The organism is Marinobacter sp. R17 (genome assembly GCF_003789045.1).
Taxonomy (GTDB): domain Bacteria; phylum Pseudomonadota; class Gammaproteobacteria; order Pseudomonadales; family Oleiphilaceae; genus Marinobacter_A; species Marinobacter_A mangrovi.
The window spans coordinates 135,030-152,773 of record NZ_RHGZ01000008.1; the positions used below are offsets into that span (position 1 = coordinate 135,030).

A 17,744-nucleotide genomic window follows, 5' to 3' on the forward strand; every position below is an offset into this window, starting at 1 on the left:
CGGACACCTCGCATTCAGTCGTGAGCCAGTTCCACCACCCCACCTTCGGCAGACGCGTGCTGGGCGGCGGCGATGATTTCCAGTCCAGCCAGCGCCTCACGCGGATCCACCGGCGGCGCCTCGCCTGCCAGGAAACGCTGACCCACGAGTTCATAAAAGCGGAGGTACTGACCCGGATCGTTGTCGAGGGGCTTTTCCTCGCTGCCGGCCACCAGGCGGGCCTCGCCATCCTCAACCACGTCGCGCCAGTTGGACTGGTCCGGACGCGCGCCAGCTTTGAGAGCATTTTCCTGGCCGTCCAGACCAACGCTGCAATAAGCGGCCCGGCTGCCCAGCACGCGGAAACGCACGGCACACTCCGGCGCCACGCTGCTCATCCACAGGTGCGAGCGCATGCCGTTCTCATGGGTCAGTGCAACGAAGGTGTCGTCGTCCACTTCGGCATCCGGGTAGCGGTGTTCCAGCTCCGCATAGACCGAGCGCACCGGACCGAACAGCATCAGCGCCTGGTCGATCAGGTGCGCCCCAAGATCGTAGAGCACGCCTCCGGCTTCACCGGGCGCACCGGACTGACGCCAGCCGCCCTTGGGTTCCGGCCGCCAGCGTTCAAAGCGGGATTCGAAGCGCCGGATCTCGCCCAGCTCGCCTTCGTCCCGCAACCGCTGAAGAGTGAGGAAATCGCCATCCCATCGACGATTCTGGAACACCGTCAGGAACAGGCCGAGGCGCTCCGCCTCTTCGATCAGTTCACGGGCTTCCTCGGCCGATGCGGCCAGCGGTTTGTCCACCACCACGCCCAGACCCGCATGCAGGGCCGCCATCGCCAGAGGTTTATGAGTGCGATTAGGGGAAGCCACGACCACAAGATCCAGGGTATCCGCGGCCTGCCACAGTTGGGCCGGCGTCGCGTACAGGGTGGCTTCGGGATACGTCGTCTGTGCTTCGGCGGCGCGCTCCGGATTGGAGGTCACGATGGCAGCCAGCTGCATCCCCTCGGCCGCGTCAATCAACGGCGCGTGGAAGACGGAGCCGGCCAGACCGTAGCCGATCAGGCCGACACGGATGTCTCGAGCTTGGGACATCAATCAGATTCCTTGGTTTGGAAAGCGTTGGAATTCAGGGTCAGACACGAGCCATGGCATCGGAAATGGCCAGGTCGCCCGACAGCACGTCGAAGGTCAGGTTGTCGGTGTTACCGGCCGACAGCACCTCCAGCAGGACAGCAGCCACATCCTCACGGGAAATATCACCGCTGCGGCCCAGCTTGCGACTGATCTCAACCAGCCCCGAGCCTTCGCTCAGGGTCAGCGGCCCCGGCCGAACGATGGTGTAGTTCAGGCCACTGTCGCGCAGGTGATCGTCGGCGGCTTTCTTGGCGGCGAGATAGTGCTGCAGCTTCTCAGGGCCCTTCTCGGGTTCGTCCACCCGCATACTGCTGACCATGATGAAACGCTTCACGCCGACGGCCTTGGCGGTATCGATCAAGCGGATCGCCGCATTCTGGTCCACATCGACGGTTTTGTCCGGGCCGGTATGCGGTCCCGAACCGGCGGTGAAGATCACGGCATCGCAGCCCTGCAACGCCAGGGTGCAGTCGTCTTCAAGATCACCCACGACCGCTTCGGTCGCACCGAGCTGTTCCATCAGCGGGATCTGTTCGGGATCGCGCACCAGGGCACGGGCCTCGTGCGGGCTGTTCGCCATCTTCCGGATCAGGTGCTGACCGATTTTCCCATTGGCACCGGCAATCAGAACGCGCATGTTCTCTCTCCCTGTCTTCGATGATCGGATAAACATGATCTGCGACCTTGTGGCTTCGCTTCAACCCCGGCCGGTTACAAAGATTTGCATTGTTTGAAAATTGCCCGGCGTCCAGAACCTGAGTGTGAGCGTATGATCAATTGATAATTTTTTGATCAATTCCTGTTGTGGGGAACCTTCACTCATGCTGTCACGCAAATACAAGCAGGCCATCGAGCGCCTGGAACAGGATCACCAGAACCTGGCTTCAACACTCGACGCAATCGATGATTCCGTCGCCGTCATCCAGTTTGACCCGGATGGCACAATTCGTTCCGCCAATCCTCTGTTTCTGGAGACCGTCGGTTACACCGCTGACGAAGTCGAAGGGCGTCATCACCGGCTGTTCTGCGACGACCATTATTCGCAGAGCGCCGATTACCGACACTTCTGGAACCAGCTCCAATCCGGACAAAGCCATCGTGGCCAGTTTCCCAGGCTCACCAAACAGGGCGAGCGGATCTGGCTGGATGCCACCTATTTTCCGATCAAGGATCCGCAGGGCAAGGTCAGACGAGTGCTCAAGATCGCCAGCGACATCTCCGAACAACATGAACGGATTGCCGACCAGGAAGCCGTGTTCAATGCCATCAATCGCTCGATGGCGGTGATCGAATTCACGCCGAAGGGCGACATCATCACCGCCAATGACAATTTCCTCGCGACAGTTGGCTATCGGTTGGATCAGCTGAAAGGTCGACATCATCGAATGCTTTGCCCCGACTCCTTCTATGAGCAGGAGCCCGGCTTCTGGAGCGAACTGGCCAAAGGACAGTTTCGCTCCGGCCGATTCGAGCGCGTTGCCGCAGACGGAAGCCGGATATGGCTGGAAGCGTCCTATAACCCGATTCTCGATGCCGATGGCCAGGTGCGAAAGATCATCAAGTTCGCCAGCGATATTACTGAGCGGGTCTCCCGTGGTCTTCGTACCGCGGAAGCCGCCGAACTGGCCGAGGCCACATCTCGCGACACGGTGAACAGCGCCACGGATGCCCGTCAATCCCTACAACAGTCACTGGCCACGTCGGAACAGATTCGCGAGCGCATTGAAGATACCCGACACGTGATCGAGCAGCTTAACGATCAATCCCAGAACATCGAGCGCATTGTCAGCACCATTTCCGGCATCGCCGAGCAAACCAATCTGCTGGCCCTGAATGCCGCCATCGAGGCTGCCCGGGCCGGCGATCAGGGGCGCGGGTTTGCCGTCGTGGCGGACGAAGTGCGCCAACTGGCCCGGCGAACCGGCGAGGCGACAGCGGAAATTGATCGGGTGATCCACGACAACGTGGCCCTGACCGCGCAAGTGCTCGAACGGATCGAAGAAGTGTCCGGTGTCGCCACCGAAGGCCAGAAGCAGGTACGCAGCGTCGAGGATGTGGTTGACTCAATCAACACGGCAGCCAGCCGCGTTGTTGAGGCTGTATCGGCTATTCAATCCGATTACTGATCACGCCCAAAGCGGCCAGCATCCCGAATACCAACGCGATTGCCATCCGGATCGAACAGATTAATCGTAGAGCCCCAGGGATGGGACTCGATCCTCGCATCAATCCCGTACGCCCTCACCTTCGCCAGCGCCGCATCCAGGTCAGACACATTGAAGCGCAGCTTAACGGCGCCGCTCTCGATGGGTTTACCTGCCGGTTGCGCCCGGCCTCCCGTCTCGATCATCAGGTAACTCCCCCCAAAATCCAGGCAGGCCAGGCGAAAGTCGTCTTCCTGTTTCTCGAATTGCAGAGGCAGTTCGAAGAGATCGCGGTAAAAAGCGACACAGGCGTCGAAGCGCTCCGTGTTGAGGATCATGCCGGTTTGCTCGATATCCATGACCACATCTCCAATAAAAAACCCCGGCGACCTGACGGCCAGCCGGGGTTGGTTGTTATGGGGCGCGGGTAGCGAGACAGTGACGCCGCCCGGCCCGTGGCCGCAGATCAGGCTGCGGCGTCTTCATCATCAGGAGCCGAGTTGCGGATGAGGAAGTCAAAGGCGCTCAGGGCCGCCTTGGAACCTTCTCCCATGGAAATCACAATCTGCTTGTAAGGCACCGTGGTTGCATCGCCGGCGGCAAAGACACCCGGAATCGACGTCTCCGCCCGGTCGTTGACGATGATCTCGCCGTGCTGGCTCAACTCGATGTCGCCCTTGAGCCACTCGGTGTTCGGCACCAGACCGATCTGGACAAACACACCTTCCAGCGAAATGTGGTGGCTCTCACCGGTGTTACGGTCGGTGTAATTGATGCCGTTGACCTTGCCACCCTCACCGGTCACTTCGGTGGTCTGGCCAGACGTAATGACCTCCACGTTCTTCAGGCTGCGCAGCTTCTTCTGCAGCACGTCGTCCGCACGCATTTCAGCGGCAAACTCGATCAGCGTGACGTGGCCGACAATACCAGCCAGATCGATGGCCGCTTCCACGCCGGAGTTACCGCCACCGATCACCGCCACGCGCTTGCCCTTGAACAGCGGGCCATCACAGTGCGGGCAGTAAGCCACACCCTTGTTGCGATACTCTTCTTCGCCGGGGACGCCCATCTGACGCCAGCGGGCACCGGTGGACAGCACGATGCTGCGCGCTTTCAGGGAGCCGCCGTTCGCCAGGCGTACTTCGTGCAGGCCGCCTTTCTGAGCGGCCGGGATCAGTTTCTCGGCGCGCTGCATGTTCATGATGTCCACGTCATATTCCTTGACGTGCTGCTCCATCGCAGACACCAGCTTGGGCCCCTCGGTGTACGGCACGGAAATCAGGTTTTCGATGCCCATGGTGTCGGCAACCTGACCACCAAACCGCTCAGCCGCGATACCGGTGGAGATGCCCTTGCGCGCGGCATAGATCGCCGCTGCGGAGCCCGCCGGACCGCCACCAATGACCAACACCTCGAAGGCGTCCTTCTGGTTGATCTTCTCGGCTTCTTTCTCGTCGGACTTGGTGTCCAGGCGAGCCACAATTTCTTCCAGGGTCATGCGGCCCTGCCCCCAGGACTCGCCGTTCAGGTAAACGCTGGGAACCGCCATGACTTCACGCTGCTCGACTTCGTCCTGGAACAGTGCGCCGTCGATGGCCGTGTGCTTGATCTTTGGATTCAGCACGCTCATCAGGTTCAGCGCCTGGACCACGTCCGGGCAGTTCTGGCAGGACAGGGAGAAGTAGGTCTCGAACTCGAATTCGCCATCCAGCGACTGGATCTGTTCGATCACCTCTTCGGACGCCTTGGACGGGTGTCCGCCCACCTGCAGCAGGGCCAGAACCAGCGACGTGAACTCATGCCCCATAGGAATGCCCGCGAAGCGAACGCCGATGTCGGTGCCAACCCGGTTAATGGCGAAGGACGGGCGACGGACATCCGCCTCACCGTCTTCACGCAGGCTGATCTTGTCGGACAGCGCGTCGATCTCCTGCAGCAACTCCTGCAGCTCTCTGGACTTGGCGCCGTCATCCAGCGTGGCAACGAGTTCAATCGGCTCCCGGACGTTGGCCAGGTAAGACTTCAATTGTTCCTTCAGATTGGCATCCAACATAATGGGGTTTCCCTCGCAGTATCGTGAAACTAAATGACTGAATTCGTGAAGAATCCGTTTCGAATCTGGGTTACAAGATACGGCCGCGACCAAAAGAGCTCAAATTAATTGACCTTAAATCTGCAATAGCCATTTGCTATATAAACCCGATTTTTGTGCGATCCAGATATGAGAAAGGCCCGCAGAGCGGGCCTTTCTGAGCGTTTCACCGTGAAGGGAAACTTAGATCTTGCCGACCAGGTCCAGAGACGGAGCCAGAGTCTCTTCGCCTTCTTTCCATTTGGCCGGGCAGACTTCGCCCGGATGGTTGCGGACGTACTGAGCGGCCTTGACCTTACGCAGCAGGTCGTCGGCGTCACGGCCGATGCCTTCGGCAGTAATCTCAACGGCCTGGATGATGCCGTCCGGATCGATCAGGAACGTGGCGCGGTCTGCCAGGCCCTGGCCTTCACGCATCACTCCAAAGTTGTTGGTGATGGTGCCGGTCTGGTCGCCGACCATGTAGTAGTTGATCTTGCCGATGGTCTCGGACGTATCGTGCCATGCTTTGTGAGTGAAGTGGGTGTCGGTGGACACGGAGAACACTTCAACGCCCAGCTTCTGCAGCTCGTCGTACTTGTCTGCCACGTCGCCCAGCTCGGTCGGGCACACGAAGGTGAAGTCGGCCGGATAGAAGAAGAAGATCGCCCACTTGCCTTTCACATCAGCTTCAGAGATTTCAACGAACTCGCCCTGTTTGAAGGCGGTTGCGTTGAACGGTTTGATTTCGCTGTTAACAATGCCCATTTGAAATGACTCCTTGAAAATTGACTGGAACGCGTACGGTAACGGCAAGCCGCCACCGATTTAAATTGATTATTCTAAAACAACCTATAGAGCAGCCCTATATAACCGAGAAAACGTTAGGCGTGTCATGCGTTTACGCATTCGTTTGAATCCCGGTCAAAACCCGACCGCTGGCACGGATTAAGCGGTATACCTCATCACCGGCCTGATCCAGGCGTAGTTCCCAGGATGAGCCGGAACCATGACAGCTCCACTACACTGAACTCTTCCCCAACGACGCAGTGGAGACCAGCCATGCCCCGGTCCGTGCTTATTGTTGGCGGCACGTCCGTCGACACCATCATTCATCTTGACCAGTTTCCGTCGCCCACGGCCCAGACCATCTGGCCCCACGCCAGCTACCGGGCCCTGGGCAGTACCGGCGCCGGCAAGGCCCTTAACCTGGCCGCGCTGGGCGAGTCGGTCACGCTGCACACCCTGTTGGGCGAGGATGACGAGGCCCGATTCGTCCGCGAGCAGCTCGCCCACGAACACATCCATCTGCTGACCACCATCACGCCGGAACCCACCGAACAGCACGTCAACCTGATGGACAGCCACGGCGATCGCATATCCTTTTTCGTGCAACCGCCGCCAGAACCGACTGAAGTGAACTGGGACGGCGTGCGGGTCGCCATGGACCACTGCGACGTCGTGGTCATCAACATCCTTGCCTATACCCGGCCCGTCCTGGCGATGGCCAGGGCCGCCGGCAAACCGGTCTGGATCGATCTGCACGACTACGATGGCCAGGATCCTTACCACCAAGCCTTTATCGAGGCGGCCGATGTCCTCTTCCTGTCCAGCGACCGGCTCCCGGACTATCGCCCGGTGATGGAATCCTTTATTGAGATGGGCAAATCCTTCGTGGTCTGCACCCACGGTCGCGATGGAGCAACCCTGCTCGATCGCAACGGCCAATGGCTGGAACAGCTGGTGTTCGACGTGGAGACGGTGGTGGACACCAACGGGGCCGGCGACGCCTTTTTCAGTGGGTTCCTGTACGGCTACAGCCGGGACGCCAGTCTGGCCGACTGCCTGAAACTGGCCGCCGCCTGCGGCGCGTTGTGCGTCGGCTCGGGCACCCTGGCCTCACCGCAGCTCACCGCCTCGCGACTTTACGAAACAGCCGGGCTGCACCCGTAAACGCCCATCCGAACCATCATTGACGGAAATCAACGCCTGCGCCGATCCATCGGCCTAGAGTGGGATCATCGGGCTGCGGGCTCGTTGATCCTTCAAATTCGTCAGGGAGATTCCCACGGTGACTACGGCCCAGCAAAACCTGTTACGGATTATCGGCCTGTCTGCGGCACTGACCGTTTCCGGGCTCGCTGCCGGCCACGGCTTCGACAACGATGACATGCCGGGCCGGGGCTACGGCGGCATGATGGGCATGGGCAGCCCGGGCATGATGGGCGGCTCAGGCATGATGGCGGGCCCCGGCATGATGGGAGGTGCGGGCATGATGGGTGGTCCGGGCATGATGCAGGATCCCGACGACATGGGCGGCCCGGGCATGATGTGCGGTTACGGGCGCGGTTACCGTGCATGGGGCAACCTGTCGGATGACCAGCGGACGGCCCTCCACAAAATCCAGCGCGACTTCCAGGCGCACCAGTGGGAGCGCATGCAGTCGATTCGTCAGGAGCGCTTCAACATGATGCGGGCCTATACCGCCGAGCCGGTGGACAAGACCGCCATCCTCGATGCGCAGAAGCGCATCAACGCCCTGCAGCTGGAGATGCTCGAGGAATCGCTGGACACCCAGGCCAAGGTCCGGTCTGAAATTGGCCAGGACCAATAACACGGCTCCGCGACCCGGCATCGGGGCGGCGTAGGTCCAATTCCTTACGCCGCTTTACAAGATCTGACAAAGAAATAGGTGCAGAAGCGCTATACTTGGGGGCGTCCTCCATTTTCCGGGCACGGACGGCCCGGCGTTCACCAGGCCCGACTCATGCGCTTATGCCTGCTGGCAAGTCTGCTCCTGCTGGCCCTGCCCTCGCTCGCCGACACCCAACGGGTGGTGGTTGGCGTGAACAATGCGCCGCCCTACCGGATCGTCGAGGGCAATCACTTCGGTGGCCTCTACATCGATATCTTCAACGAGATCGGCCGGCAACTGCACTGGGACATTACCTATAAGGAAGCCCCTTTCCGCCGTGTGCTCTGGCTGATGGAAAATGGCCGGGCTGACTTCATGCTGGGGCCGCTCAAGACCGATGAGCGGAACGGCTACATGGACTTCGTGGTCCAGGCCTTTCCGGCCGAGCGACGCCTGTTCTTCTTTCGCGACCCGGAAAACCGGATCACCCGCTACGCCGACCTGAAAGGCAAGACCATCGGCGTCTTGCGCAGCAGCAGCTATTTCCCGCGCTTCGACGATGACGACAGCCTGGTCAAGATTGCCGCAACCCGTTACGAAAACCTGATGCGCATGCTGGCCCAACGGCACGTGGACGTGGTGATTGCGCCAGAGCTGGTCGGGCTCTATACCGTCGAACATTTCGACATCGATGTCAGCGTGTCGCCCTACACGGTGGACGGCAAGGCCTCGTGGATTGCCATCTCCCGCAAATCCCCGCTGATGATGCAGGCCGATGCCATCCGCGACGCCATGGACACATTCCGCCAAACCCCGCGGTACCACAACCTGATCCAGAAATACCGCACCGGAGTGATCGATGCACCGGCACTGCTTCAGGTCAACAACCAGACACCGGTCGACCAGTAATCCCCCTCACCGGTCAACCATCCGAATGAACGAGCCATGCGCAAATTTGATGCATGCGATTCAACAGCTAACCTATTGAATACAGCCTCAACTCTTCGGGCGGGAAAAGGACCCTCTTCCGCCGGCTCAACGTGAGTGAACATAGGACCATCGTGATAACAGTACAGAGAGGATCTCAGCCATGTTGTCGCAAACCCTGAACCGTATTTCCGTCGGCAAGAAGCTGGTTGCCGGCTTTTTCATCCTCGTTACCCTGACCATCGTGATCTCCGTGACCAGCGCCCTGGCACTGGAGAGCTATGCCCATCGCTCTCGAGTCGTAGCCGGCGTGGGAGACATCAAGTCCGCCCTGCTGGAAGCCCGGACCCATCAGCGCAGCTTCCAGGTGCGCCGCGAATCCCAGTACATCGAAGAGGCCGGGAAAAGCGCACAGGAAGCCGCCGATATTGCCCAGGGTCTTCGCGCTGAACTGGTCGTACCCGCCGATCACGACCGCATTGAACTCATCGTCGACAACGCCACCCGCTATGAGACGCTGCTCGCGGATTACCGCAAAGCACTGGGCACCTTCGGCAGCGACGCCAGCGCCGTGGAATCCCAGTTGAACGATGTCGCCGGCGAAGCCATTGCCACCGCCATGGAACTGCGCCAGATCCAGCTTGGGCGAATGGACGCGGACTACAGCAGCGCCCTGACCACGATTATCGTCACCTCCATCGTCGCCGCCGTTGTCGCGTCACTGCTGGGCTGGGCCATGACCCGCTCCATCACCCGCCCCATCCGGGAAAGCCTGGCCATCGCTGATGCCGTGGCCGAAGGCGATCTGACCGTCGACACCAGCAGCGACCGGGGCGACGAGTTCGGCCAGCTGCTCAACGCCTTCGGGCGCATGACACGCAGTCTGCGCAAACTGGTCCGGGAGATCGACAGCGGCGCCACCAGCATTGGCTCGGCAGCCGAAGAACTCTCGACCGTCACCCAGCAAACCAGCGCCGCCGTGGAAAACCAGCGGGACAAGACCGACCAGGTGGCCACCGCCATGAACCAGATGGCCGCAACCGTCAGCGAAGTGGCCCGCAGCGCCGAGTCGGCCTTCGAGACGGCCAAGACCGCCAACGACAAATCGGCCCACGGCGACCACGCCGTCCGGGAGACCCTGGAAAACGTCGCCGACCTGAAGACCCAGATCGACAACGTCATGGAGGAAATGCTGGGCCTGCAGTCCGAGACCCAGAACATCGCCACCATCCTGGACGTCATCAAGGCCGTGGCCGAACAGACCAACCTGCTGGCCCTGAACGCCGCCATCGAGGCCGCCCGGGCCGGCGAGCATGGCCGCGGGTTTGCGGTGGTGGCCGACGAGGTGCGATCACTGGCCCGGCGCACCCAGGACTCTGCCACCGAGATCGAAACGCTCATCACCAACCTGGTCACCAGCGCCGACACCTCGAAAACCAGCATGGAGCGCGGTACGGAACTGGCCGGGCAAACGCTGGCCCGCGCCGAGTCCACCCGGGAGACCATCCACGATGTCGTGCAGTCGGTGGAGGAAATCCGTCAGTACAACCACCAGATCGCCACCGCGGCGGAACAACAGGCGGCCGTGGCCGAGGACATCAACCGCAACGTCACGGACATTCGAGAAGGTGGCGAGCAGACCGCCAGCGCCACCCAGCAGGTCTCCGCCTCCAGCACCGAACTGGCCCGCCTGGCGGAAAACCTCACGCGTCAGATCGCCCGTTTTCAGGTCTGAAAAACGGCCATACCGAAGCCACTACAACCGAGGGGGTAGTGGCTTTTCCGTATCCCGGAAAGCGACCTCTTCGGGTTTCTACGAATTGCGTTTTTTGCCCGAATCACCCAGAATTCAAAATTCCGCAACACCGCCAAATCTACCCCAAGTTACTAAAATAAAAGAAGATAAGTGTTTCTAGGTATATCCAGAAAAAACTTCGCGACCTATCATATTGTCATCCTAAACCAAACCTCCAAACGTTATTGAGAAGGAGACAATCTGATGAAAAAAGTCATGGGTGTTTACAGCAAGTGGAGAAAGAAAAGAGACTTCGCTTTCATGGTCAGCCGCATGGACGACCGCCTGCTGAAAGACGTAGGCTACTCCCGCGAACAGGCCGCGTACCGTCTGAGCCAGCCGTTCTGGAAGTTTGACTGATAGAACACGGCCCTGACGGCCAACAAAGCCTTTCGTGAGGATCACGGAAGCACCGTCCCCAGCCGGTAGATCGCAGTGTGCCGCATAAGCCACTGGATTCCGGGGACACACAAGGCCCACGATTCCACACACACCGGGCCTGTCACCATACCGGCAAAAGCGAAGAAAAACGGGGTAGGTTGAGCAGTGATGCTTTACCTGCCCCACAATAACCTCTCCTCCCCGTTCCCTGTTTCCCTCTATTTCTCACTACCGCCCAACATCATCGCCCGAGCCATGACATCAAAGACGGTGGTGGAACACGTCGAGCCCTACACGTCCGCTGACGGGTCAGATTCAGGCCACCGCGGCCGGTCTCATCAGCACGCCGGCGTCCGGCATGGACGCGTCGTTATATAAGCCATCAAAACCAAACGCCTCAAGGAGGCGCAGCCCGTCGTCAATCCGCTGGGGATCGATTTCGTTCTTCCAGGACGTCACCGGCGACGACCCGGCCTTGAAGCTGGTCTCCTGCTTGACCACACGGCTGGGGCGTTTGATCAGATCGTCGTCCAGTTTGACGTGGCAATCCTCGCCGTTGCGGATAAAGCGGAACAATCGGGAAATTTCGCCTTCGGGATCCGCATAGATCTGCTCGTAGAAGCAGACGTGGAGATCGTCCGGCGCAAACTGCTGCAGGGGCACGTAGTTGACGATAGCCCAGATCAGAACCTGATTGAGGATGAAATCACCGCGGGCGCTGGTCTGGCGGATCAGGTCTTCGTACGGCGCCAGGAAGTCTTCCCGCAACGACGGCTGGTTCAGCAGGTCCATTGGCTCATCACCCCAGAACCAGTCCCGTTTCTTGTACTTCGACGCCGCCACCGCAAACGGATTGCGGATCAGCAGCACCGGCCGCACCTGCGGAAATGCCTGGCACGCCGCGTAGCACATCAGGTTGGCGAAAATATCCTTCACCAGCAGGCCTTCGTAGACCAACGCCTTGTTGCCGAAATCGACCCGCGGATCACAGAACCCGCCGCTGAGTATCGAGCCCATCAGGTCGCGCAAACGATCGTCCATGGCGCCAGGACGGCAATATTGGTGCGGCTGCACAAAACTCGCCGCCTTCACCAGTTGCGGATGCAGGGGTTCGAACATCTCCCGGAACCGGCCATCGTGATTGACCAGGTCGGACACCCAGGTGGTGCCGCTGCGCCCGTCCCCCACAATCCACACCACATCCCGGTAATTGCCCAACGCCCGATTGGCCCGGAAAACCATACGTTTACCGAAGTTCGTCGCCTTCGTACGAAGCCTGCCCGTGTTGCTCATTGTGACCTTGCTCCCTGGTCGGAATAATGAATCAGCCCCTGGCGCCCCCTGGTGGAACGCAACGACCGGCAACCCACGGACTCCCTTCTCGGCGTTGGGCCGGGCTGTTATCACTGCTTTAATCAGTCATACCAAATCTGTGCCAACAGACAACCCCTGTCGACATGTCTTCATCGTGGCACCGTCAAACGATCCAGCCGCAGCCGCTCACGGTCATCAAACAACCGGCGGCTGCCCCAGGCCACCGCCATCACCGAACCGAATCCCGAACCGACCGTAATCGCGAACATCACCATGATCTGGTACTTCACGGCCACGCCCGGCGGGCTGCCCGCCAGGATCTGGCCGGTCATCATGCCCGGCAGGCTGACGATGCCGGCGGCGGCCATGGCATTGATGGACGGCATCATGCCGCTGCGCATGGCGTCCCGGCGAATATCGCCCACCGCCTCCCGCCAGGGCTGGCCCAGCATCAACCGGGACTCGATCACCGCGCGCTGGCGCCAGACGGTTTCCGTCAACCGATCCAGGCACAGCGCTATGCCGGTCATCGCGTTACCCAGAATCATCCCCAGCAACGGAATCGCGTACTGGGGCTCGTACCAGGGCCGGGGCCCGATCACCACCGCCAGCAGGAAAACCGTCACCGTAAACGACGAAATGAACATGGCGCCGGTACCCAGCCCAAACGCCCAGGCCCCCCGCAACCGGCGATTCTGGCGAGCCATCACCTCGCGACCGGCCACCAGCAGCATAACCACCGCCATCAGCAGGACCCAGACCGGGCTACCGGACGCAAACAACGCCTCCAGCACCAAGCCAATCAGCGACAACTGCACCGCCGTGCGCACCGCCGCGATCAGCAGGCTGCGGGTCATGCCCAGGCGTCCCAGATAAATCGTCGCCGCTAACAACAGCACCAGAATCGCCGCCAGCGCCAGCTTCCACCAGGCCAGGTCAATCACATTCATGGACGACCTCCACACCGGCTCCAACCAGCCGAACGTGACGATCTGCCACCCGGCGGATCTGCTCCGGATCGTGCGCCACCCAGAGCACCGCGATCCGGCGCTCCCGAATCCGCTCAAGGAGCCAGCGTTCGGTCGCCCGGACGCGCTCCGCATCCAGGTTGCTGGTGGGTTCATCCAGCAGCAACACATTGGGCTTCAGCACCAGCGCCCGCAACAACGCCAGACGCTGGCGCTCCCCCGTTGAAAGTCGACTCACCGACCACCCGTCAACATCCGGACCGAACCCCAGGGCGGCCAAGTCTTCAGCGGGCAAGACGCCCGGAAAATGCTCGCCGACAGAATCGAACCACCACTGGCTGTCTGCCGGCACCATCATGACGCGGCGTCGCCACAGGTGTGCCGGCATCGACGTCTGGTCTTCACCCGCCAGCCGAATGACGCCGGTGTGCGCCTCGATATCCGCCACGGCGCGCAGCAACCGGCTCTTGCCAGCGCCGGACGGCCCCGACAGGCAAACCACCTCACCCGGAGCCACGCACAACGACACCGCGCTCAGCGCACCCACGGCCACGTTTTCCAGGGCCAGACCACCCGGTTTTTCTTCCATAAAAGCAGGACGACGTTTTGTGATGGGAATCCGAGCCAGTGTAGCCAAAAAACGCCACACGGGCAGACCCTGACCGGGTAGGCCGCCGACCGTACGGCGATGATGCCACTGGTCCGTGGCGGAACGGTGACGGCGTCACGGAAAGTGCATCAAGAGAGATGACGTGGACGGTTGAAGTGGTATTATCCAGTCGGTTAATTTATGGGCAACTGACATGGCGCCCTACCCTTCGGGTCGCCAACACACCGCAATGCGCCGGGATAGCTCAGTAGGTAGAGCAGGGCATTCGTAATGCTCAGGTCGCAGGTTCGACTCCTGTTCCCGGCACCATTTCTTGGTCTGCTATTCTGTAAAGTAATATAGGTCGGTGGACGAAGCGTGCAGAAAATAATTCTGACCCGGTTTTCAGCCCGGAGAAATCGCTCCAGAGGTAGGGCAAACCAGCCCGGAATACGACGACGTGAACTCAAAGTTAGACAGTCGCGCCGAGGGATAGCAGTAACCAGGGAAGTTTTGGAAAGGTGTTTCCAGGGAAGGCCGAATTACAATGACTGAAGGTTCAAAATGCGTCGATTAGATGAATGTTTGCCGTTTGTATATGGAGTAATTATAGGAGCACTAGTTTTAAATCTTTGGTATCTTTCTGGACTTGCTGTAGAACAGAGAGTCCTACCGAAAGAATATAGCGTATTCTTAAATATTATCTTTGTTTTACTCGGTGCATTTCTAGCGTTTGCATTTCGAAGAATAGAAATTTCTCGTGATGCAAAGCGTAAAGAAGCAGCAGCTTTAAATAGATCTCTAGTCATAATGTATCGGCAAAGAGAGACCTTACAAGGACTAATAGAAATATTCGACAAAACCAAAAATTCAAGTCAAGAATATAGAGCGTTCAACACCACTGCTTTTCAACTACCAAATTACAGCTTCATTAGTCAAAATTTTGAAAGCCTGGACTTTTTAATTGAGAAGGGGAAAGCCAACAATTACCTAGACATAAGTATATCTCAAGAGAGTTTTGAGCAAGCTATTAGCAGTATAGAAGACCGATCCCACTGCCTAGAAAATGAAATATTCCCAATACTGGCAAACAAAAAAACTCCAGGCAGCAAAGCATATACCTATGAATTAATAGAAATCCTTGGATCAGCCCTTTACACAAAAACTATAAACCTAACCGATGAGATGTACCGGGTTGTTTACAAAAACAAAGAAAAAATTGAAAACGAAATCGAAAAACTATTCATAACAGCCAAAGACCTATACCCCAAAAAAAGCTTTGTATATCCAGATGATAAACCTGCACCTTCACTTCAAAAATGATACTCAGTTACGTTCAGAACATTTAACATCAAAACTCTTTACCGTACAAACCTCCCCGTTATACTTTGGTGACATAAGCCCGCCTTTCATAGACACCTCTTCGCCATCATTCCACAGTCCAAGAAAGTATGGCTCAGACGGTCTTTCCATATAACTTTTTTTGTTCAAGCCGTTTAGCAAATAGTTGTCCCTCAAAACAACTTCGTCTGATGCCTCAACAGCTTTCGCATACAGCGTCTCTACGCCGGATTTTTCGGAGAACACCTTATCTATGTAATCTACCGTAAAATCCAATTCTCCAACAGCCTGCCATTTAAAAAAACCTATACATGAAAAATCCTCAAGGTCGTCATAATATCTAAATCTATACGCGACACTGAGCAACTCCAAATACCGATCATCTAAATCCGAAAAAAAGTCGAGCCCAGCATTCTCAGCCTCATTCTTCAAAAGACTAACCTTATCGAGGTGCAGATGACTTATCGTACCAACATTTAAACCAATATTTGCTTTAACATACTTTTCTACCGAGGTACTAGATAAAATTAAACCTTGGAACAAGAAGCCTTCCAAAAGCAAATGACGAGCCGCAACATAATCTCTAAAACCGAGTTTTGATAGGTTCACCAGATCGTTTTTTGCAACAGTCTTTTTCTTCCTAGCTTTATTACTCACCTTCCCCTCTTCGCACATTTGAAAGGAACAATAATAAAACAGGGGCCGAAGCCCCTGAAAACGCAGCCATCTTCATCGTTTGATGGTTTCAACGACCGCAGTTTTTTTACGACGCCGCGCATCTGACAGCGGTATAAACCGCCCGGTACCAGCATCACGGCCTACCTTGTAGGACTTTTTCCGCTTGGAAGTCATGTTGAGTTCCTCAACAGATTGACAGAACCGGTCTGCCGCCGCGGACACCCCATGCGCCCCCTTGTATAAGCGCAATGGTGTACACGACCCAAGCAACTCCATTTATAGTTTTTGTGCATTTTTTAATCAACACTAGAACAACCACAATCCAGTAGCCAAGAGCTAGAATCAGGCAAAACCGTGATTAGGATCAAAAATTAAGAAAGTAAGAAAGATGAGAAGGGATGGTGTCAGTCCTCTCCCTGACAAGTCACACCACTGAGCAGGTGTCGCGAAGGACGCCAGCATCCATACCAGCCATTTATCGCAAGGAACGCAGATAAGTGAGGCGTATCTTACTGATTCGCCGAGACGTTTTTAGAAGCATTCTCCTGGCAGCTTGTGAGAGACCGATTACGCAGGCGTGATTCGTTCCTAGCGCAGCTTTCCCCTCTGGGGCGGTGGGATCAATAAGTCCCTGGCAACGACCCGGAAGTCTCCCTGGTACAGAACGGCGTAGACGCCCCATTAAACAGACAGCCGACAAATTTGCCCGTTTCCGGACTTCCCGGTTTTGACAGGCGTTGTGCGGTTATGGACCCCGCATCTGGTTTTTCGTAATGCCCAGGCGCAGGTCCCGGCACCACTCATTACGCGCTTAGGCCGCCGGCTCGGTCAGCAGCGGGTGCAGCAGCATGTCCATGTAATGCGCGGCGGCATGGAGGCTGTCGAAGCTGTAGAGCGTGCCCTCTCCGTCCAGCTCGATCCGGTAGACGGTGTGTTTCGGTGAAAGCTGCTCTTTGACGAGTCTGACGAACGTGTGATCTTGCAGTATGTCCTGCATAACTCACCTTTTTGACTGAAAAAACCGTACCGTCCATGGCCGTCCAGTGAGGTGCCATCCGGCACCGAATGCAACACGCCCTGACCCACAGGAGGATCGCCAGAGCAGGTGTATTGAATCGCGGTCAGATGACAGCCGTGTGAAAGCCCGTCTTTCTGGTCAGAAAAGGGCAGCAGGCGCGACGGTGAGCCGCCACGCCGGAGGGTTGCATGGGGCGTCAGAGAATGATGGTTTTGCGATCGACCAGTGAATTATCGCTGTCGTACTGCAGGAAACCGAAAAAGTCGTCCTCGACCTGCCACGCCTTGTAGCTGGTGACGAGGTTGTCGTCTTCGTCGAGGAGCTGGAAGGTTTCCTTGAGACAGGAGGGCGTTCGTTCAGGATCGAGTTCTTCCTGAAGGCGCCGTAGGTGGCAACCATGGGGGATACTGATGCACTCGCGCAGATGCTGTTCGATCATCTTTGCCTCCGGACATTGAGATGTTTCGTCTGGCGAATCGATTGCTGAGAATAATCCTTTCCGTGTTTTGTGAAAACAGGTAACAACCTGTAACAAACCGTGTCTACCCGGCACCGACGATGCCACACGCCGGATGAAGCCTGTGTTTTCGCCTGTTGGGCGCCGACAAACCGCTCTTAAATTTTTAATTCATATCGGGATAGGGGGGAGCCTTCTGGCTCCGCCCCTCCCACACCACCCGGCAAGCGGGTCCGCACCGGGCGGTTCGAGAAGTTGAGGTTTACGAGAGACGCGGCACGCCTAACCGGTCGAAGTGGGCC

General features: G+C 57.9%; 18 protein-coding genes and 1 tRNA gene. 8 read left to right on the forward strand and 11 right to left on the reverse strand.

The window, feature by feature from the left end:
- Positions 1-14: 14 nt before the first annotated feature.
- A complete protein-coding gene (locus EB809_RS08280) occupies positions 15-1,082 on the reverse strand; it encodes a Gfo/Idh/MocA family oxidoreductase (protein ID WP_123634339.1) in 1,068 nt (355 codons plus the stop codon).
- A gap of 40 nt (positions 1,083-1,122) precedes the next feature.
- A complete protein-coding gene (locus EB809_RS08285; RefSeq protein ID WP_123634340.1) occupies positions 1,123-1,761 on the reverse strand; it encodes an SDR family oxidoreductase in 639 nt (212 codons plus the stop codon).
- Between the two features lie 184 nt (positions 1,762-1,945).
- Here EB809_RS08285 and EB809_RS08290 point away from each other — a divergent pair, with 184 nt between their 5' ends.
- Positions 1,946-3,250 (forward strand): PAS domain-containing methyl-accepting chemotaxis protein, encoded by a 1,305-nt coding sequence (locus EB809_RS08290; protein WP_123634341.1) that lies wholly within the window; start codon positions 1,946-1,948, stop codon positions 3,248-3,250.
- Here the strand turns inward: EB809_RS08290 and EB809_RS08295 are convergent.
- The 3 genes from EB809_RS08295 to ahpC form a co-directional block, all read right to left on the reverse strand.
- Positions 3,244-3,627, reverse strand: a complete 384-nt coding sequence (locus tag EB809_RS08295; protein ID WP_123634342.1) for a VOC family protein — start codon at positions 3,625-3,627, stop codon at positions 3,244-3,246. The two genes, EB809_RS08290 and EB809_RS08295, sit on opposite strands and share 7 nt — an antisense overlap.
- A gap of 107 nt (positions 3,628-3,734) precedes the next feature.
- Positions 3,735-5,321: an alkyl hydroperoxide reductase subunit F gene (ahpF, locus tag EB809_RS08300; protein WP_123634343.1), complete on the reverse strand. Its 1,587-nt coding sequence runs from the start codon at positions 5,319-5,321 to the stop codon at positions 3,735-3,737.
- 222 nt (positions 5,322-5,543) lie between these two features.
- A complete protein-coding gene (gene ahpC / locus EB809_RS08305; RefSeq protein ID WP_123634344.1) occupies positions 5,544-6,107 on the reverse strand; it encodes an alkyl hydroperoxide reductase subunit C in 564 nt (187 codons plus the stop codon).
- Between the two features lie 294 nt (positions 6,108-6,401).
- On the opposite strand from ahpC, the gene EB809_RS08310 reads away from it, so the two are divergent.
- From EB809_RS08310 to EB809_RS08330, 5 genes are all read left to right on the forward strand, one after another.
- Positions 6,402-7,292 (forward strand): carbohydrate kinase family protein, encoded by an 891-nt coding sequence (locus EB809_RS08310; protein ID WP_123634345.1) that lies wholly within the window; start codon positions 6,402-6,404, stop codon positions 7,290-7,292.
- 118 nt (positions 7,293-7,410) lie between these two features.
- Complete coding sequence (locus tag EB809_RS08315) at positions 7,411-7,953, forward strand: Spy/CpxP family protein refolding chaperone (RefSeq protein WP_190294855.1); 543 nt, start codon at positions 7,411-7,413, stop codon at positions 7,951-7,953.
- Between the two features lie 153 nt (positions 7,954-8,106).
- Positions 8,107-8,883, forward strand: a complete 777-nt coding sequence (locus EB809_RS08320; protein ID WP_123634346.1) for a substrate-binding periplasmic protein — start codon at positions 8,107-8,109, stop codon at positions 8,881-8,883.
- Between the two features lie 181 nt (positions 8,884-9,064).
- On the forward strand, positions 9,065-10,636 hold the full coding sequence (locus EB809_RS08325) for a methyl-accepting chemotaxis protein (protein ID WP_123634347.1): 1,572 nt from the start codon (positions 9,065-9,067) through the stop codon (positions 10,634-10,636).
- Between the two features lie 264 nt (positions 10,637-10,900).
- Positions 10,901-11,056 carry a DUF1127 domain-containing protein gene (locus tag EB809_RS08330; RefSeq protein ID WP_123634348.1) on the forward strand — a complete coding sequence of 52 codons (156 nt, stop codon included), beginning with the start codon at positions 10,901-10,903 and terminating at the stop codon, positions 11,054-11,056.
- Positions 11,057-11,392: 336 nt separating this feature from the next.
- Here the strand turns inward: EB809_RS08330 and EB809_RS08335 are convergent, their stop codons facing one another.
- The 3 genes from EB809_RS08335 to EB809_RS08345 form a co-directional block, all read right to left on the reverse strand.
- Positions 11,393-12,370: a sulfotransferase domain-containing protein gene (locus tag EB809_RS08335; protein WP_123634349.1), complete on the reverse strand. Its 978-nt coding sequence runs from the start codon at positions 12,368-12,370 to the stop codon at positions 11,393-11,395.
- Positions 12,371-12,540: 170 nt separating this feature from the next.
- Positions 12,541-13,341, reverse strand: coding sequence for an ABC transporter permease (locus EB809_RS08340; protein ID WP_123634350.1), 801 nt, complete (start codon positions 13,339-13,341; stop codon positions 12,541-12,543).
- On the reverse strand, positions 13,328-13,948 hold the full coding sequence (locus EB809_RS08345; RefSeq protein ID WP_123634351.1) for an ATP-binding cassette domain-containing protein: 621 nt from the start codon (positions 13,946-13,948) through the stop codon (positions 13,328-13,330). The genes EB809_RS08340 and EB809_RS08345 overlap by 14 nt, the downstream gene beginning before the upstream one ends.
- Before the next feature lie 254 nt (positions 13,949-14,202).
- On the opposite strand from EB809_RS08345, the gene EB809_RS08350 reads away from it, so the two are divergent.
- A tRNA-Thr gene (locus EB809_RS08350) sits at positions 14,203-14,278 on the forward strand.
- A 234-nt stretch (positions 14,279-14,512) separates the two neighbouring features.
- Positions 14,513-15,271, forward strand: a complete 759-nt coding sequence (locus EB809_RS08355) for a hypothetical protein (RefSeq protein WP_123634352.1) — start codon at positions 14,513-14,515, stop codon at positions 15,269-15,271.
- 3 nt (positions 15,272-15,274) lie between these two features.
- Here the strand turns inward: EB809_RS08355 and EB809_RS08360 are convergent, their stop codons facing one another.
- From EB809_RS08360 to EB809_RS08370, 3 genes are all read right to left on the reverse strand, one after another.
- Entirely contained in the window at positions 15,275-15,946 is a 672-nt protein-coding gene (locus EB809_RS08360) for a hypothetical protein (protein ID WP_123634353.1), read from the reverse strand.
- Between the two features lie 832 nt (positions 15,947-16,778).
- Entirely contained in the window at positions 16,779-16,964 is a 186-nt protein-coding gene (locus EB809_RS08365; protein WP_123634354.1) for a hypothetical protein, read from the reverse strand.
- Between the two features lie 217 nt (positions 16,965-17,181).
- Positions 17,182-17,424 (reverse strand): hypothetical protein, encoded by a 243-nt coding sequence (locus tag EB809_RS08370; protein WP_123634355.1) that lies wholly within the window; start codon positions 17,422-17,424, stop codon positions 17,182-17,184.
- Positions 17,425-17,744 lie beyond the last annotated feature (320 nt).

What these genes read in the sequence shown, in the direction of transcription:
- EB809_RS08280 (WP_123634339.1), bottom strand. Translation starts at nt 1,082, where the DNA reads ATGTCCCAAGCTCGAGACATCCGTGTCGGCCTGATCGGCTACGGTCTG.
- EB809_RS08285 (WP_123634340.1), bottom strand. Translation starts at nt 1,761, where the DNA reads ATGCGCGTTCTGATTGCCGGTGCCAATGGGAAAATCGGTCAGCACCTG.
- EB809_RS08290 (WP_123634341.1), top strand. Translation starts at nt 1,946, where the DNA reads ATGCTGTCACGCAAATACAAGCAGGCCATCGAGCGCCTGGAACAGGAT.
- EB809_RS08295 (WP_123634342.1), bottom strand. Translation starts at nt 3,627, where the DNA reads ATGGATATCGAGCAAACCGGCATGATCCTCAACACGGAGCGCTTCGAC.
- ahpF (WP_123634343.1), bottom strand. Translation starts at nt 5,321, where the DNA reads ATGTTGGATGCCAATCTGAAGGAACAATTGAAGTCTTACCTGGCCAAC.
- ahpC (WP_123634344.1), bottom strand. Translation starts at nt 6,107, where the DNA reads ATGGGCATTGTTAACAGCGAAATCAAACCGTTCAACGCAACCGCCTTC.
- EB809_RS08310 (WP_123634345.1), top strand. Translation starts at nt 6,402, where the DNA reads ATGCCCCGGTCCGTGCTTATTGTTGGCGGCACGTCCGTCGACACCATC.
- EB809_RS08320 (WP_123634346.1), top strand. Translation starts at nt 8,107, where the DNA reads ATGCGCTTATGCCTGCTGGCAAGTCTGCTCCTGCTGGCCCTGCCCTCG.
- EB809_RS08325 (WP_123634347.1), top strand. Translation starts at nt 9,065, where the DNA reads ATGTTGTCGCAAACCCTGAACCGTATTTCCGTCGGCAAGAAGCTGGTT.
- EB809_RS08330 (WP_123634348.1), top strand. Translation starts at nt 10,901, where the DNA reads ATGAAAAAAGTCATGGGTGTTTACAGCAAGTGGAGAAAGAAAAGAGAC.
- EB809_RS08335 (WP_123634349.1), bottom strand. Translation starts at nt 12,370, where the DNA reads ATGAGCAACACGGGCAGGCTTCGTACGAAGGCGACGAACTTCGGTAAA.
- EB809_RS08340 (WP_123634350.1), bottom strand. Translation starts at nt 13,341, where the DNA reads ATGAATGTGATTGACCTGGCCTGGTGGAAGCTGGCGCTGGCGGCGATT.
- EB809_RS08345 (WP_123634351.1), bottom strand. Translation starts at nt 13,948, where the DNA reads ATGGAAGAAAAACCGGGTGGTCTGGCCCTGGAAAACGTGGCCGTGGGT.
- EB809_RS08355 (WP_123634352.1), top strand. Translation starts at nt 14,513, where the DNA reads ATGCGTCGATTAGATGAATGTTTGCCGTTTGTATATGGAGTAATTATA.
- EB809_RS08365 (WP_123634354.1), bottom strand. Translation starts at nt 16,964, where the DNA reads ATGCAGGACATACTGCAAGATCACACGTTCGTCAGACTCGTCAAAGAG.
- EB809_RS08370 (WP_123634355.1), bottom strand. Translation starts at nt 17,424, where the DNA reads ATGATCGAACAGCATCTGCGCGAGTGCATCAGTATCCCCCATGGTTGC.